At 70.9% G+C, this 12985-nt stretch carries 15 protein-coding genes; 14 read left to right on the plus strand and 1 reads right to left on the minus strand.

From position 1 onward, the window contains the following. Nucleotides 1–5: 5 nt before the first annotated feature. The 8 genes from MTR79_RS04725 (at nucleotide 6) to MTR79_RS04760 (ending at nucleotide 6432) form a co-directional block, all read left to right on the plus strand. Nucleotides 6–947 carry a type II secretion system F family protein gene (locus tag MTR79_RS04725; protein ID WP_048455874.1) on the plus strand — a complete coding sequence of 314 codons (942 nt, stop codon included), beginning with the start codon at nucleotides 6–8 and terminating at the stop codon, nucleotides 945–947. 20 nt (nucleotides 948–967) lie between these two features. Then, complete coding sequence (locus MTR79_RS04730) at nucleotides 968–1855, plus strand: DUF5936 domain-containing protein (protein WP_086703283.1); 888 nt, start codon at nucleotides 968–970, stop codon at nucleotides 1853–1855. Between the two features lie 16 nt (nucleotides 1856–1871). Continuing rightward, nucleotides 1872–3440 (plus strand): histidine kinase, encoded by a 1569-nt coding sequence (locus MTR79_RS04735; RefSeq protein WP_244789283.1) that lies wholly within the window; start codon nucleotides 1872–1874, stop codon nucleotides 3438–3440. After that, complete coding sequence (locus MTR79_RS04740) at nucleotides 3430–4233, plus strand: response regulator transcription factor (protein ID WP_244789285.1); 804 nt, start codon at nucleotides 3430–3432, stop codon at nucleotides 4231–4233. The genes MTR79_RS04735 and MTR79_RS04740 overlap by 11 nt, the downstream gene beginning before the upstream one ends. Before the next feature lie 150 nt (nucleotides 4234–4383). Next, nucleotides 4384–4584, plus strand: a complete 201-nt coding sequence (locus MTR79_RS04745) for a Flp family type IVb pilin (protein ID WP_048455871.1) — start codon at nucleotides 4384–4386, stop codon at nucleotides 4582–4584. Then, on the plus strand, nucleotides 4581–5195 hold the full coding sequence (locus tag MTR79_RS04750; protein ID WP_244793065.1) for a pilus assembly protein TadG-related protein: 615 nt from the start codon (nucleotides 4581–4583) through the stop codon (nucleotides 5193–5195). The genes MTR79_RS04745 and MTR79_RS04750 overlap by 4 nt, the downstream gene beginning before the upstream one ends. Nucleotides 5196–5228: 33 nt before the next feature. After that, nucleotides 5229–5810: a DUF3426 domain-containing protein gene (locus MTR79_RS04755; RefSeq protein WP_244789287.1), complete on the plus strand. Its 582-nt coding sequence runs from the start codon at nucleotides 5229–5231 to the stop codon at nucleotides 5808–5810. 7 nt (nucleotides 5811–5817) lie between these two features. Then, on the plus strand, nucleotides 5818–6432 hold the full coding sequence (locus MTR79_RS04760) for an OmpA family protein (RefSeq protein ID WP_199217998.1): 615 nt from the start codon (nucleotides 5818–5820) through the stop codon (nucleotides 6430–6432). A 6-nt stretch (nucleotides 6433–6438) separates the two neighbouring features. On the opposite strand, the gene MTR79_RS04765 is transcribed toward MTR79_RS04760, so the two are convergent. After that, a complete protein-coding gene (locus MTR79_RS04765; RefSeq protein WP_244789289.1) occupies nucleotides 6439–6828 on the minus strand; it encodes a DUF192 domain-containing protein in 390 nt (129 codons plus the stop codon). Nucleotides 6829–6902: 74 nt separating this feature from the next. On the opposite strand from MTR79_RS04765, the gene MTR79_RS04770 reads away from it, so the two are divergent. The 6 genes from MTR79_RS04770 to MTR79_RS04795 all read left to right on the plus strand — a co-directional run bounded on the left by MTR79_RS04770 (nucleotide 6903) and on the right by MTR79_RS04795 (nucleotide 12855). Then, the gene (locus MTR79_RS04770) at nucleotides 6903–7541 is read left to right on the plus strand and encodes a hypothetical protein (protein WP_244789291.1); all 639 of its coding nucleotides are present in this window, start codon (nucleotides 6903–6905) and stop codon (nucleotides 7539–7541) included. A gap of 126 nt (nucleotides 7542–7667) precedes the next feature. After that, complete coding sequence (locus MTR79_RS04775; protein WP_244789294.1) at nucleotides 7668–8327, plus strand: hypothetical protein; 660 nt, start codon at nucleotides 7668–7670, stop codon at nucleotides 8325–8327. Then, nucleotides 8315–9352 carry a hypothetical protein gene (locus tag MTR79_RS04780; RefSeq protein WP_244789296.1) on the plus strand — a complete coding sequence of 346 codons (1038 nt, stop codon included), beginning with the start codon at nucleotides 8315–8317 and terminating at the stop codon, nucleotides 9350–9352. Before MTR79_RS04775 ends, MTR79_RS04780 begins: the two co-directional genes overlap by 13 nt. 73 nt (nucleotides 9353–9425) lie before the next feature. After that, nucleotides 9426–10304 (plus strand): LLM class flavin-dependent oxidoreductase, encoded by an 879-nt coding sequence (locus MTR79_RS04785; RefSeq protein ID WP_244789298.1) that lies wholly within the window; start codon nucleotides 9426–9428, stop codon nucleotides 10302–10304. Between the two features lie 66 nt (nucleotides 10305–10370). Then, on the plus strand, nucleotides 10371–11165 hold the full coding sequence (locus MTR79_RS04790; protein WP_244789300.1) for a methyltransferase domain-containing protein: 795 nt from the start codon (nucleotides 10371–10373) through the stop codon (nucleotides 11163–11165). 916 nt (nucleotides 11166–12081) lie between these two features. Continuing rightward, nucleotides 12082–12855 carry an isoprenyl transferase gene (locus tag MTR79_RS04795; RefSeq protein ID WP_086704887.1) on the plus strand — a complete coding sequence of 258 codons (774 nt, stop codon included), beginning with the start codon at nucleotides 12082–12084 and terminating at the stop codon, nucleotides 12853–12855. Nucleotides 12856–12985: the final 130 nt, after the last annotated feature.

Below are 12985 nucleotides of genomic sequence, written 5' to 3' on the forward strand. Positions count from 1 at the left end.
CCCCCATGGAGCTGCAGAACCTGATCACGCTGACCACCGGGGTCACCCTGCTCGCCTGCGTCCTCGCGGTCGCCGGCGTACACGTCCACGCGGCCGGACGGGCGCAGCGGCAGGCACTGGTGGACCGGCTGTCGGCCACCGGTGAGCTCCCGTCCGGCCGCCGGCGCCGCTTCCCCACGCTGGACCGCCGGCTGCGCCGCACCCGCCTCGGCCGCAAGCTGGAGCTGCGCCTGCTGGCCACCGGACTGGACGTCACACCGGGCGAGTTCTTCGTGGTGATGCTCGTCGCCGTCGCCGGGCTGTGGATGGCCGGGCAGGCCGCCCTCGCGCCCTTCTTCGGCCCGATCGCGGGACTGCTCGGGGTGTGGGCGGCCGTGCAGTTCCTCGACTGGCAGCGGCAGAAGCGCATCGAGCGGTTCATCAACCAGCTTCCCGAGCTGGCCCGCATCCTGGCCAACGCCACCCAGGCGGGCCTCGCCCTGCGCACCGCCGTCGGCATCGCCGCGGAGGAGCTGGAGGCCCCGGCGGGGGAGGAACTCGCGAAGGTGGCCAACCAGCTGGCGATGGGCGCCTCCATGGAGGACGCCCTCGGCGAACTGTCCGACCGGCTCCCCTCCCGCGAACTCGTCGTCCTCGTCACCACGCTGGTGCTGGCCAACCGGGCGGGCGGCCAGGTGGTGAGCGCCCTGCGCAACCTCACCGAGACGCTGGAGGAACGCAAGGAGACCCGGCGCGAGGTCCGCACCCAGCTCTCCCAGGTCAGCATGACCTCGTACGCCGTGCCCGTGCTCGGCGTCGGCTCGCTGTTCCTGATGAACGGGGTGAAGGACGGCGCCCTGGAGCGTATGACCGGATCGACGGCCGGACAGATCGCGGTCCTCGTCGCCTTCGGCCTCTACGCCGTCGGCTTCCTGCTCATCCGCCGCCTGTCCCGCATCGACGTCTGAGCCGGGAAGGGGACGACGACATGGCACTCCTGCTCGCCGCGCTCATGGCCCTCGCCGTGTGCGGCATCTTCGCCGGCATCCGCATGTACCGGGCGGAGGCGAAACTCCCCGGAGACCTGATGCTCGCCCTGGAGGTCGGCTCCACCCGCACCGGCGCGGTCGACTCCCTCATCGACCGCATGGGCATGCGCTACGCGCCCGCCGTGCTGCGCCTCATGGGACCGAAGCAGGTCGCCAAGTACCGCCGCAAGATCGACCTGGCGGGCAACCCCGGCGGCCTCACCATCCACCGCTACGCCGCCCGCCGCGCCGTCTACGGCGCCCTCGGCGGCTTCGGCTTCCTGGTGTTCCTGATGCGCGGCCAGCTGTTCGTGGCGCTGCTGCTGCTCGCGTTCGGGGCGTTCTGGACGGAGGTCGGCATCTGGTCGGCGATCCGCGTCCGCAAGGACGTCATCGAGCGGACCCTGCCCGACTTCCTCGACGTGCTCGCCGTCGTGGTCAGCGCGGGACTCGGCTTCCGGCAGGCCCTGGAACGCGTCTCCTCCCAGTACGAGGGCCCCTGGGCGGACGAACTGCGCATCACCCTCCGCCAGATGGACCTCGGCATGAGCCGCAGACAGGCCTTCGCCGAGCTGCGCCGCCGCAACGACTCCGAACAGGTCGCCATGTTCGTCACCGCCCTCCAGCAGGGCGAGGAGCTGGGCGCGCCCATCGTCGACACACTGGTGGCGCTCGCCAAGGACATGCGCCGCACGGACGCGCAGAACGCCCGCCGCAAGGCGGCCCGAGCGGTCCCCAAGGCCACCTTGATGATCACCACGTTCATGGTCCCGGCCACGATGATCCTCCTCGGCGCCGGCCTGATCCTCGGTTCCGGCACCGACTTCGGCTCACTCACGGGCGAGTGACGGGAGGCGGAGTGCGATGACGACGACTCGGACACGGAGAGGACGGGCATGGCGGCGACGCCGCGGCCCGGCCGTGCGGCGGCGGACGGGGGCGGGGCCGGTCGCGGCGGGCGCGCAGGGCGCGCAGGTACCGCAGGGCGCGCAGGTCACGGCGGTCACAGCGGCCCCGCCGGTCACGGCGGTGGCGGCGGTGGCGGCGCGTGCGCGGACGCCGCAGGGAGTGACGGGGGCGGGGGGCCCGGGGGCCGAGCCTGATGCCGCTCGCGTACTTCAGAAGCCGCCTGCCGCACCGGCCACGGGGACTGTCCGGGACACGGAGACCGTGCCGGACACGCAGTTGCAGGTGAACGCCCTCCAGGCGCTGTGCCGGCAGGCCTTCGGCTTCCGGCTCGCGATGATCGCCGTGGCCGCCCCGTCCGCCCTCCTCAACGCGGGCCCTGGCTGGGGCGTACGCCTGGTCGGCATCGCCGTCGTCGTCACCTTCATGGTGTCGTACGCCCTCTTCCGCGACTGGGAGCGCTTCGGTCCCCTCCTCCTGCGCCACCCCACGCTCCTCGCGGCGGACACCCTCTTCGGCGCCCTGCTGCTGGTCTCCGCCGGACCCGACACCACCCTCGCCTACGTCAGCGTCTGCACGCCCCTGCTCGCGGGCCTCATCTACGGCTGGCGCGGCGCGGCCGTCTTCGCCTCCCTCCAGGGCGTGATCCTGCTGCTCGTCCACGCCACGCTGGACAACCCGCACACCGAACCCGCCGAGACGCTGATCCTGCCCGGCCTGTGCGTGATCGCGGGGGCGGTCGGCTCCAGCCTGCGCAAGCTGATGCTCCACCTCGGCGAGGCGACCCGCGCCTTGGCCGCGGTCCGGGCCCGCCTCGCGGTCACGGAGGCGGTCGACGCCGAACGGGCGCGTCTGGCACGGGAGATGCACGACTCGGTGGCCAAGACGCTGCACGGGGTCGCCCTGGCGGCGGACGGCCTGGCCTGCTCGGCGGGGGCCGCACGCATGGACCCGGCGCTGGTGAAACGCCAGGCGGAACTGGTGGCACGGTCCGCGCGCAGGGCGGCCGCGGAGTCGCGGGAACTGCTGACGGACCTGCGGAGGGAGGGGGAGCCTGGGCGGGAGGTGGACGTCCTGGCCGAACTGGAGGACGCGGTGCGGACTTTCGGGGCCCGCTGCGGTGCGCCGGTGACGTACAGGAGGACGGATGAGGGCGGCGCGGGCGGCGGGCTCCCTTCGGTCCCGCCGGCCGTGGCCCGCCAGCTCCTCTCCATCACCGAGGAGGCGATGGAGAACGCCCACCGCCACGCACGTGCGGCGCGGGTGGACGTACGGGCCGGCGTTCGGTGCGGCGTCCTGACGGTCGGTGTCCGCGACGACGGCACGGGCCTGCCCGGCCTCCCCGCCGCTCCCGACCTCGACCGCCTGCGCCGCTCGGGCCACTTCGGCCTGGTGGGCATGGCCGAACGGGCCGCCTCGGTCGGGGCGCGCGTCAGCTTCGGACGGGGCGAGCGGGGGCGCGGCACGGAGGTGCGTGTGGAGTGGCCGCTCGCGTCACGGAGGACGGAGGCCGGCCATGACCGGTGAAGCGGACCCGTTCGGGGAGGTGCGGCCTCCCGAGCCTCTGCGGGTGGTCGTGGCGGACGACAACCCGGTGGTGCGCGCGGGGTTGTCGGCCCTCCTGACCGGGAGGGACGGCCTGGAGGTCGTCGCGGAGGCGGCGGACGGCAGGGAGGCGTACGAGGCGACGCTCGCCCACCGTCCCGACGTGGTCCTGCTGGACGTCCGCATGCCGGGGGTGGACGGCCTCACGGCCCTCCCGCACCTGGTGCCGCTGACGGCGGTGCTGATGCTGACGTACAGCGGCGAGTCGGAGATCGTCCACGAGGCACTGCGCCGAGGCGCCAACGGGTATCTGGTGCACGGGGAGTTCACGCCGGACGAGCTGGTGACGGCGGTACGGGACGCGAGGCGGGGGAGGCCGCACTTGACGCCGACGGCGGCGGGGAGGTTGCTGGCGCAATTGCGAGAGGGGGGTGCGGAGGATTCCACTTTCAGCGATGCACCCGAGGGGAGTTGGCCGCTCTCCGGGCCTACTTCTACGAAAAACCTTTCGCAACTGCAACCGGATGTGGCACAGTCGGTGTCTGACAGGTCGACGTACGGGCTGAGTGCGAGGGAGGCGGAGATCATGGAGCTCATCGCGTCCGGCATGAGCAACCAGCAGATCGCCGCCACCTGCTTCATCAGCGAGAAGACGGTCAAGAACCACATCAACCGCATCTTCGCGAAGCTGCACAGCACGAGCCGCGCCGAGGCCACGGCGAAGTGGCGCGGTGACGGGCGGAGTTCGACGCGGGACGGAGGTGGCCGGTGGTGAGGCGCACGCCGACGACGCGATGGGCCCGCTTTTGGGCCCGGAAATGGGCCCCGGGACCCTTGAGGGGCCTGACCAACCCCTCGTACGGTGCCGAGGTCGACGGCGGCCCCGTGACCCGGGCCGCCACCGGGTCAGTCGGAGGGGAACACCATGGGCAACTGGATCAACACGACGGTCAGGTACCTCCAGTCCCGCGCATCCCGCCGCGACGACCGCGGGCAGACGGCGGTGGAGTACCTGGGGATTATTGCGGTGGTGGTGGCGATTGTGCTGGCGATCACGGGGACGGACATCGGGCAGACGATCTTCAATGCCATCACCGACAAGATCAGCGAGGTCACCGGCATCTGACCCGTCGACGGCGCTTCGCCGATTCCGGGCAGGCCTTTCCCATCTACATCACGGTGGTGGGGGGTCTGCTCTTTCTCGCGTTCGCGTACCTGGCCGTCGGTCAGGCTGCTGCGAACCGGAACGGTGCGCAGACCGCCGCCGACGCTGCGGCTCTCGCAGCCGCACAGGAGAGGCGCGACCAGCTGTCCGGTGCGTGGGTGAAGAACCTCCTCGACCCCGAGAAGTGGCAGGACATCTTCGATGGCATGGCGGAAGGGCTGACACCGTCGTGCTGGAGGGCCGAGCAGCTGGCCGCCGCCAACGACGCGACGGTCCTTAACTGCGATGCGGATGGTCTCCTCGGCTACACGGTCGAAGTGCGGACGAACAAGACGGTCGGCGATTCCATCGTGCCCGGTACCGAGACGAAGAAGTCGCGAGCAACGGCCAGCGCGGTGATCGAGCCACGCTGTGGTTTCGAACTCCCCGCAGAGGGTGAGGGAGCCGACGAAGAGCAGGAGCTTCCGACGCTCAATTGCAAGGGCGGGACCGACTGGGAGCTGGACCCTGAGGCGCCGAAGGATTTGCTGCCGAAGCCCGAGGACCTTTTCGACGTTCACCTGGCGGACTGACAAGCTAACGACGAGTGACTGAGGATGCAGGGTATGAGCGTTCGGTTCACAACGAGGGCCCGTAGCGGGGCCGTCGCGCTGGTGGTTGCGGCCGGACTGGCCCTGGGCGTGGCCGGCTGCGGCGGTGGCGGAGACGACGACGGCAAGCCGGAGAGCGCCGCGTCCACATCACAGGAACGCGGATCCGAACCGAGCGCTCAGGAGAACGAAGACACGGAGACGCTCGTGGAGCTCAGGGGGCCGGACGGCTTGCTGCTCCAGGTGACCTCGGCCCAGCGGGACGACGGCGGATTCGTCACGGTCAACGGGACCCTGAAGAACGACAGCGACAAGTCGTTGAACCTGCCCGCGCAGCTGAGCGGCAACGAGACCGAGGTCATCCGCAACGGCCGGTCGCTCGGCGGGGCGACGTTGGTCGACAGCAAGGGCAAGAAGCGCTACTACGTCCTGCGCGACACGGACGGCCGCCCGCTGACGACCACCGGCATCACCGGAATCAAGTCGGGCGAGTCGGTGCCGGTCTTCATGCAGTTCCCCGCGCCGCCCACTGACACGGTCGAGGTGTCCCTCCAGTTGCCCATGTTCGCCAGCGGCACCATCCAAATCTCCGGGTGAGGCCGGGATGACACACACGCGCCTCCTACTCATCGGCACGGTCGCCACCCTGCTGGCCGCCGGCCCCGCCGTGGCCCGGGCCGACGACGGACCGAGCGTCCCGCCGGGCACGGAAGCCAGCGCGTCCGCGCCGGTGGAACTGGACCCCAACGATCCCGACCTGAAGCTCCCCGACGGGGCCACGCTCGCCGAGCCGAAGGTGCTGGACATCAAGTCCGTCGTCGAGGACCAGAGCGGGGACGAGCGCCGCGAGGACACGAACACGAACGTGACGTTCGCCCTCCAGGCGGAGGTCCTCTTCGGCAAGGACAGCGCCAAGATCTCCGCGCAGGCGAGGGCACGCATCTCCGTCATCGCGAACGAGATCAAGACGCAGAACGCGACCCGCATCCGCGTCTTCGGCTTCACGGACAACCTCGGCTCGTCCGCGCACGGCGACGTGCTGTCCCGTAAGCGGGCCAACGCGGTGCACGGCATCCTCGAGCAGGAGATGAGCGACGCGGACATCACGTACGAGGTGCGCGGTTACGGCGAGGACTACCCGATCGCCGACAACTCGACGGAGGAGGGCCGGAAGAAGAACCGGCGGGTGGAGATCTCGTTCCCGCGAGGGGCGAACTGAGCTGACTCAGCGGAGTGCGCGCACCTCCGCCACCGCGCCCACGCGGAGCCCCCACCCTTCCATGGCCCCCGCCTCGGCCTCGAGGACATGCCGTGCACGGACGCGCGGGCGACCCAGCCGTCCGGGCGGCATGGTGCGTACGGCGAGGACGCGGAGCCGCCGGTCCAGGTAGGCGACGTCGATGGGCATGCGCATACGGAAGGTGTGGATGCTGTTGGCGGGCGAAAGCAACAGCGCGCCTTCGAGACTCTCCCGCCCGAGCAGTCCGCGCGTCCGCGCCCGGTAGGAAGCCGCGATCTCCAACGGCACCCGGGCGCTCACGCCCTCGTCCGGCGACCCTCGCACGACCAACTCCCCACGCCCGTCCCGCCACCGCACGACCTTGCCTCCCCTCACCCCGCCGACCGTACCCCGCGTCACTGGATAGCGTGACCCCACCAATGCGACGCCTCGCCCCACCGGGAGCTTCCTTGAACCGCCGCACCGCCTTCCTCACTACGCTCGCCGTGACCACGGCCCTGAGCTTGGCCGCGTGCGGCAGCGAGGACCCCGACGCGCCGGCCAAGGGCAGCGGCAAGGAGACCCCGTCCACGGCGCCGGCGTCGTCTGCCCCAGCGTCGGACGGGCGCCCGGCGGTCGAGTTGCCCAGCGACCTCTCCTACACCTTCGACTGGCCGAAGACCGGCGACAAGGAGAAGGACGCGGTCCTGGCCGACAGCGAGCAGTCCATCAAGGCCGTCGACCAGGCGATCGTGAACCAGAACGCCTTCGACAAGGCGTACCTCTACTACTACGAGGGTGAAGCTGCCGCCACCACTGAGAAGTTCGTGCAGAACTACGTGGATCACAAGGCCGGCATCACAGGCTCCTACCGCTTCTACGCACCTGAAGTGAGCGTCGACAAGGACGGCACGGCGTCCTTCAGCTATTGCGAGGACCAGGGCAAGGCGTATGTGAAGTACCTCGAGACCGACAAGATCGAGGAGACCGAGGTGACGGCCAAGAGCTATGTGAGCTACCACAGCTCGCTGAGAAGGGACGAGGGTAAGGGCGTGTGGGTGATCCAGGAGATCGTTTCGCAGTCCGGGAGTGAGAAGTGCCGGCCTTGACGGGCGTTCGCGTCCCAATTCGGTACTAGCTGTGTTGCAGTTGACCCAACCTCTCTGGTGTCGCACTGCGACGGCTGGATAGCGTTGGCGTGCTGATGTGACGCCTCGCCCCACCGGGAGCCGACTGTGAACCGCCGTCCCACCCTGCTCGCAGCGCTTGCGCTGACCGCCACCGCGGCGTTGACGCTGTCCGCGTGCGGAAGCGACGACGACAGTCCGTCCAAGGGTTCCGACGAGATCGCCGGCGCCGACACCGGGGGTGGGAAGTCCGCGCCCCCGAGTGCATCGGCCGCAACGCCCACAGACCGACCCAAGATTGAGCTGCCACCGGACCTCAAGCTGACCTTCGAGGGCGGTGAGACGGGGGACCCCGTTAAGGACGCGATCCTTGCGGACAGCGCGGAGCGGATGCGTGCTGTGGACGCTGCCATCACGGGGACGGACCCCAAGGGCGAGGCCCTCGCCTTCTACAACACGGGTAAGGCTCTGGAGGCCGCGCTGAGCTGGGTTGCCCAGTTCGAGGAGGCCGGGGCCACCATGACAGGCGAGGCCCGCTACTACGACCGCGAGGTGACGCTCAAGAACAAGAACTCCGCGACGTTGGTCTTCTGCGCGGACGAGAGCAAGGGCTTCAGCAAGGACAAGAAGACCAACAAGATTCACAAGACGCCGGTCACGAAGAACAGCTATGTGCTGTACAACACGAGGCTCGACAAGAACGCTGAAGGCGTCTGGCAGACATCCCAGATCATCTCTACGAGGGGGGCGGCTCAATGCCAGCCGTAGCGAGGATCTCGGTGGGGGCGGCACTCATGGCCGCGCTCACTGTGCTGGCCTCAAGCCCGATGGCACGTGCTGACTTCGTGCCGGGCGGCAAGGGAACGGGAAGCGAGACACAGGTCGACGGCGACCAGGGTGACGGGACGATCTCGGCCTCGGCCGGAGCCGTCGTGTTCGACCGCTCGAAGAACGGATCCGGTCCGAAGGCCGGCGCCGTCACCTCCGCCACCACCTGGACCCCGCCCGCCTGCTACTACGCGCCGAAGTACACCCCGGAGCAGCTGCAGAAGTATCTGGAGCCGATCTGGGAGGCGGGGAGTACGGGACACGAGTGGGACCTCTCGCAGCGCAAGCGGTATGTCGAGGGCGAGCCCTACAAGGACTTCAACAAGGAGAAGACCGGCGAGGGCTACTGGTGGGATTCCTATGTCACGCCGGGCCGCATCGGTGACCCGGGGGCGCTCGACTGCGACGAGCCCTTCTTCTGGGTGGACACCAACGACGATCCGCCGGCCGACATCCCGCAGGCCATCACCCCCGAGATGCTGGCGCAGCTCGCCTACGCCGAGATCCGCGTACCCGGCACCGAGGTGGATCTCGCTCCGAACGGCGCGACCAAGGTGAATCTGCCGACCTGGATGTGGCTGGACGGGGCGGACTTCAAGCCGGTCTCGGTCACGGCGTCCGTGCCCCTGCTGGGTGTCCAGGCGACCACTACGGCCGAGCCGGTGTCCGTGAGGATCGAACCGGGTACCTCCGACGCGGAGACGTACCCGGCCTCCGGTGTCTGCGAGATCGACAACGGCCGGATCGGTGAGCCGTACGCCGAGGGTAAGGCGAACCGCACGCCGCCGTGCGGGGTGAAGTACCTGCGCTCTTCGGGCGACGACGCCTACAAGCTCCAGGCCACGGTCACCTGGAAGATCCACTGGACCGGCACCGGAGTCGCTGATGAGCAGCCGCTCCCGGACGGCACGTTCGGCGGCGAGCAGGACGTCGTCGTCCAGGAGATCCAGTCCGTCAACCGCTGACCGGACGCACACCGCCCCCGCCCGCCCCGGCCGAGGTTTTCCGGGGCGGGCCCCCGTGGGTAGGTACACCCGCATGACGACGACACTCGGCGCTGTGTTCCGCCCCCAGCTCGCCCCCGAGCGGCTGCGTTCCGTCGTGCGTGCCGCCGACGCGGCCGGGCTCGACGAGTTGTGGCTGTGGGAGGACTGCTTCCGGGAGGGCGGTATCTCCACCGGCGCCGCCGCCCTCGCGTGGAGCGAGCGCCTGCGCGTCGGCATCGGACTGCTGCCCGTCCCCCTGCGGAACGTCGCCGTGACCGCCATGGAGGCCGCCTCCCTGCACCGAATGTTCCCCGGCCGCCCGATCCTCGGCGTCGGGCACGGCGTGCAGGACTGGATGGGGCAGGTCGGCGCGCGCGTCGAGTCGCCCCTCACCCTGCTCCGCGAGCATCTCCGCGCCCTGCGCGCGCTGCTGGCCGGCGAGACGGTCACGACCAAGGGCCGCTACGTCGCCCTCGACGACGTCACGCTCGACTGGCCTCCGCCCGGCCCCGTCGACGTCCTCGCCGGCGGTATGGGCCCCCGCACCGTACGGCTCACCGGGGAGGCCGCCGACGGCACCATCCTCACCGCCGACACCTCCGCCGACGGCGTCCGGCAGGCGTGCGGGCTGATCCGGGAGGGCCGCGTCGCGGCCGGGCGTGACCCGGACGGCCACCGGGTCGTCGTCTATCTGCTGACCGCGACCGGCGACGGGGCGCGCGAGCGGCTGGAGGCCGAGCTGGTCGCCGAGGGGCACGCCGCGGACGCAGGCCTCGGGGTCGCCGGGGACGCCCGCGCCGTCGCAGACGCCGTACGGCGGCTGGCCGAGGCGGGCGCCGACACGGTCGTCCTCCAGCCCACCGGCGACGAACCCGACCCGGAAGGCTTCGTCCGCTTCGCCGCGGAGGACGTGCGGCCGCTCCTCGCGTAGTCCGTCCCGCCGAGGGCCGGGGAAAAGCACGCGACGAGCCGCCCCGCCCTCGGGCATCCTCGCCGCATGAGCCAGCCTCGACCCCGCCCCCCGGCCCGTACGTTCGACGAGCTCCTCGCCGAAGGCGCCTCCGTGCCCACCGAGGGGTGGGACTTCTCCTGGTTCGAGGGGCGCGCCACCGAGGCCCGGCCGTCCTGGGGGTACGCCACCACCGTCGCCCGCAGGCTGGGCTCGGTCGACGGGCCCGTCCTCGACGTCCAGACCGGCGGGGGAGAGGTCCTCGCGTTCTCCCTCGGCCGGGCGTCACGGCAGCCCCCGCTGGTCGCCGCCACCGAGGGCTGGCCGCCCAACGTCCGCAAGGCGGCGCACACGCTCCGGCCGTACGGCGCCACCGTCGTCGCGGCAGCCGAGGAAGCGCCGCTGCCCTTCGCCGACGCGTCCTTCTCCCTCGTCACCAGCCGGCACCCCGTCCGGCCGCACTGGCGCGAGACCGCCCGTGTGCTCCGGCCCGGCGGCACCTACCTGGCCCAGCACGTCGGGCCCGCCAGCGCCTTCGAACTCGTCGAGTACTTCCTCGGCCCGCTGCCGGAGGACAGCCGCACCGCGCGCGACCCGGAACGGGAGCGGCGGGACGCCGAGGCGGCCGGTCTTGAGGTCGTGGACCTGCGGGCCGAGCGGCTGCGCATGGAGTTCCACGACATCGCCGCGGTCGTGCACTTCCTGCGCAAGGTGGTCTGGTTGGTCCCCGGCTTCGCGGTCGAGGCCTACCGGCCGCGACTGCGGGAGCTGCACGAGCGGATCGAGGGCGAGGGGCCCTTCGTCGCCCACAGCTCACGGCACCTCGTCGAAGCCCGCAGGTAGGGAGGAGCGCCCGCGGTCCACGCGCGTAGTGTCCGCATCGTTATGGGTGAGGGCTGGTCTCCGTGGCGACGCATCGCTTAGGTTCGGACCAATTGATTCGCGCGAGCAAAGCTGCGCGGAAGGGTCACCGCGCAGTGGAGGGGGCTGCGCGGTGGCCGCGCTCCCGGGCTCGCACCGCCCCCTCTCCTCCTTGCCCCCTCTCCTCCCGGCCGCCTCTCCTTCCCATCGCTGCGTCCCGCCTCCGGGTCAAGCCGCGGCCTTCGTCGGGGTCACCCGTCGGGGGGACGGCCGGAAGAGTGGCCGGAAAGGTGCAGGGTTGGTGTCACACCGTGCACAGAGTCCCCTCAGCGCTCTTTTTTCGCGCGATTTCGCCGGGTTCCGGCCACAAAGACCCCCTGAATCGGCCTCTCCGAGGGCTTCCGGGCGTCGTCGGACGGTTTCGGAGAGTAGTTGTGTCGCGCCGATGCACGCAGCATCACTTACGAAGGGTTATGGTGGAAACCCCCCCTCGGGCCGGTCCGTCTCCCCCCCACGGACCGGCCCGTTTTTTCATGCCCGCTTTCCGGGCCTCCGCCGGACGCTGCCCCGCCGCCAGCCGCCAGCCGCCAGCCGCCAGCCGCCCAGCCCGGTTCCCCCCGGCCCAGCGGCCGATCCCTCCGTGCCACGCCGTTCGTCATGCTCACGACCTCCGGGATCGGCGTGCTGCTGTGACCGCACAAACGGCGTGCCGCCACAGCACAGCTGACAAAAGCGCGTCAGCCCGGACGTTGGGGACCCCCGCCCCGGCGGGGGTACGCTTCGCCTCTGGGGACCGCCATACGGGCAGGGGCCGCCCGCGGCCGAGACCGGGCCGCTTGCCGCGCGACGCGGCGGGGTGCCGCGCCTGTCCGATCCGCACGGAGGGGCTGACGATCACGTGAACCTGCGCGACAAGCTGCGGAGCCTGCTGGTCAGGCTGTACGCGCGCCGGGTGGAAGGCCACCTGGACACCGCTCAGGTGCCGAAGCACATCGGCGTCATCATGGACGGCAACCGCCGCTGGGCGAAGGCCGCCGGTTCCAGCACGATGCACGGCCACCGGGCCGGCGCCGAGAAGATCGAGGAGTTCCTCGGCTGGTGCTCCGAGACGGACGTCGAGGTGGTCACCCTGTGGCTGCTGTCGACGGACAACTTCGACCGGCCCAAGGAGGAGCTGGTCCCGCTCCTCGGCATCATCGAGGACGTGGTGCGCACCCTCGCCGCCGACGGGCGCTGGCGGGTCCACCACGTGGGCACCCTCGACCTCCTGCCCTCCGGGATGCAGACGGTCCTGAAGGAAGCGGAAGCGGCCACGGCGCACGTCGACGGAATAGTCGTCAACGTCGCCATCGGGTACGGCGGGCGCCAGGAGATCGCCGACGCCGTGCGCTCCATGCTCCTCGAGGCCCACGACAAGGGCCTCCCGATGGACGAGCTCGCCGAGTCCGTGGACGTCGACATGATCGGACGTCACCTCTACACCAAGGCGCAGCCCGACCCGGACCTCGTCATCCGTACGAGCGGCGAACAGCGGCTGTCCGGATTCATGCTCTGGCAGACGGCCCACTCGGAGTACTACTTCTGCGAGGTCTTCTGGCCGGCCTTCCGCAAGGTGGACTTCCTGCGAGCGCTGCGCGACTACGCGGCCCGTCACCGCCGCTTCGGCGGCTGAGCCCGCACCCGGCCTCCACGCCCCGTCTCCCGCTCCTCCTCTCCCCGCACCACCGCGTCATCGCGTCACCGCGGGGCACCTCCCGCATCACCCCGCTCCTCCGGCGCCCCCCGTGTGTCACCAGGGGTCA

The sequence above is a fragment of the Streptomyces sp. BJ20 genome, from assembly GCF_022869105.1.
Lineage (GTDB): Bacteria > Actinomycetota > Actinomycetes > Streptomycetales > Streptomycetaceae > Streptomyces > Streptomyces griseoincarnatus.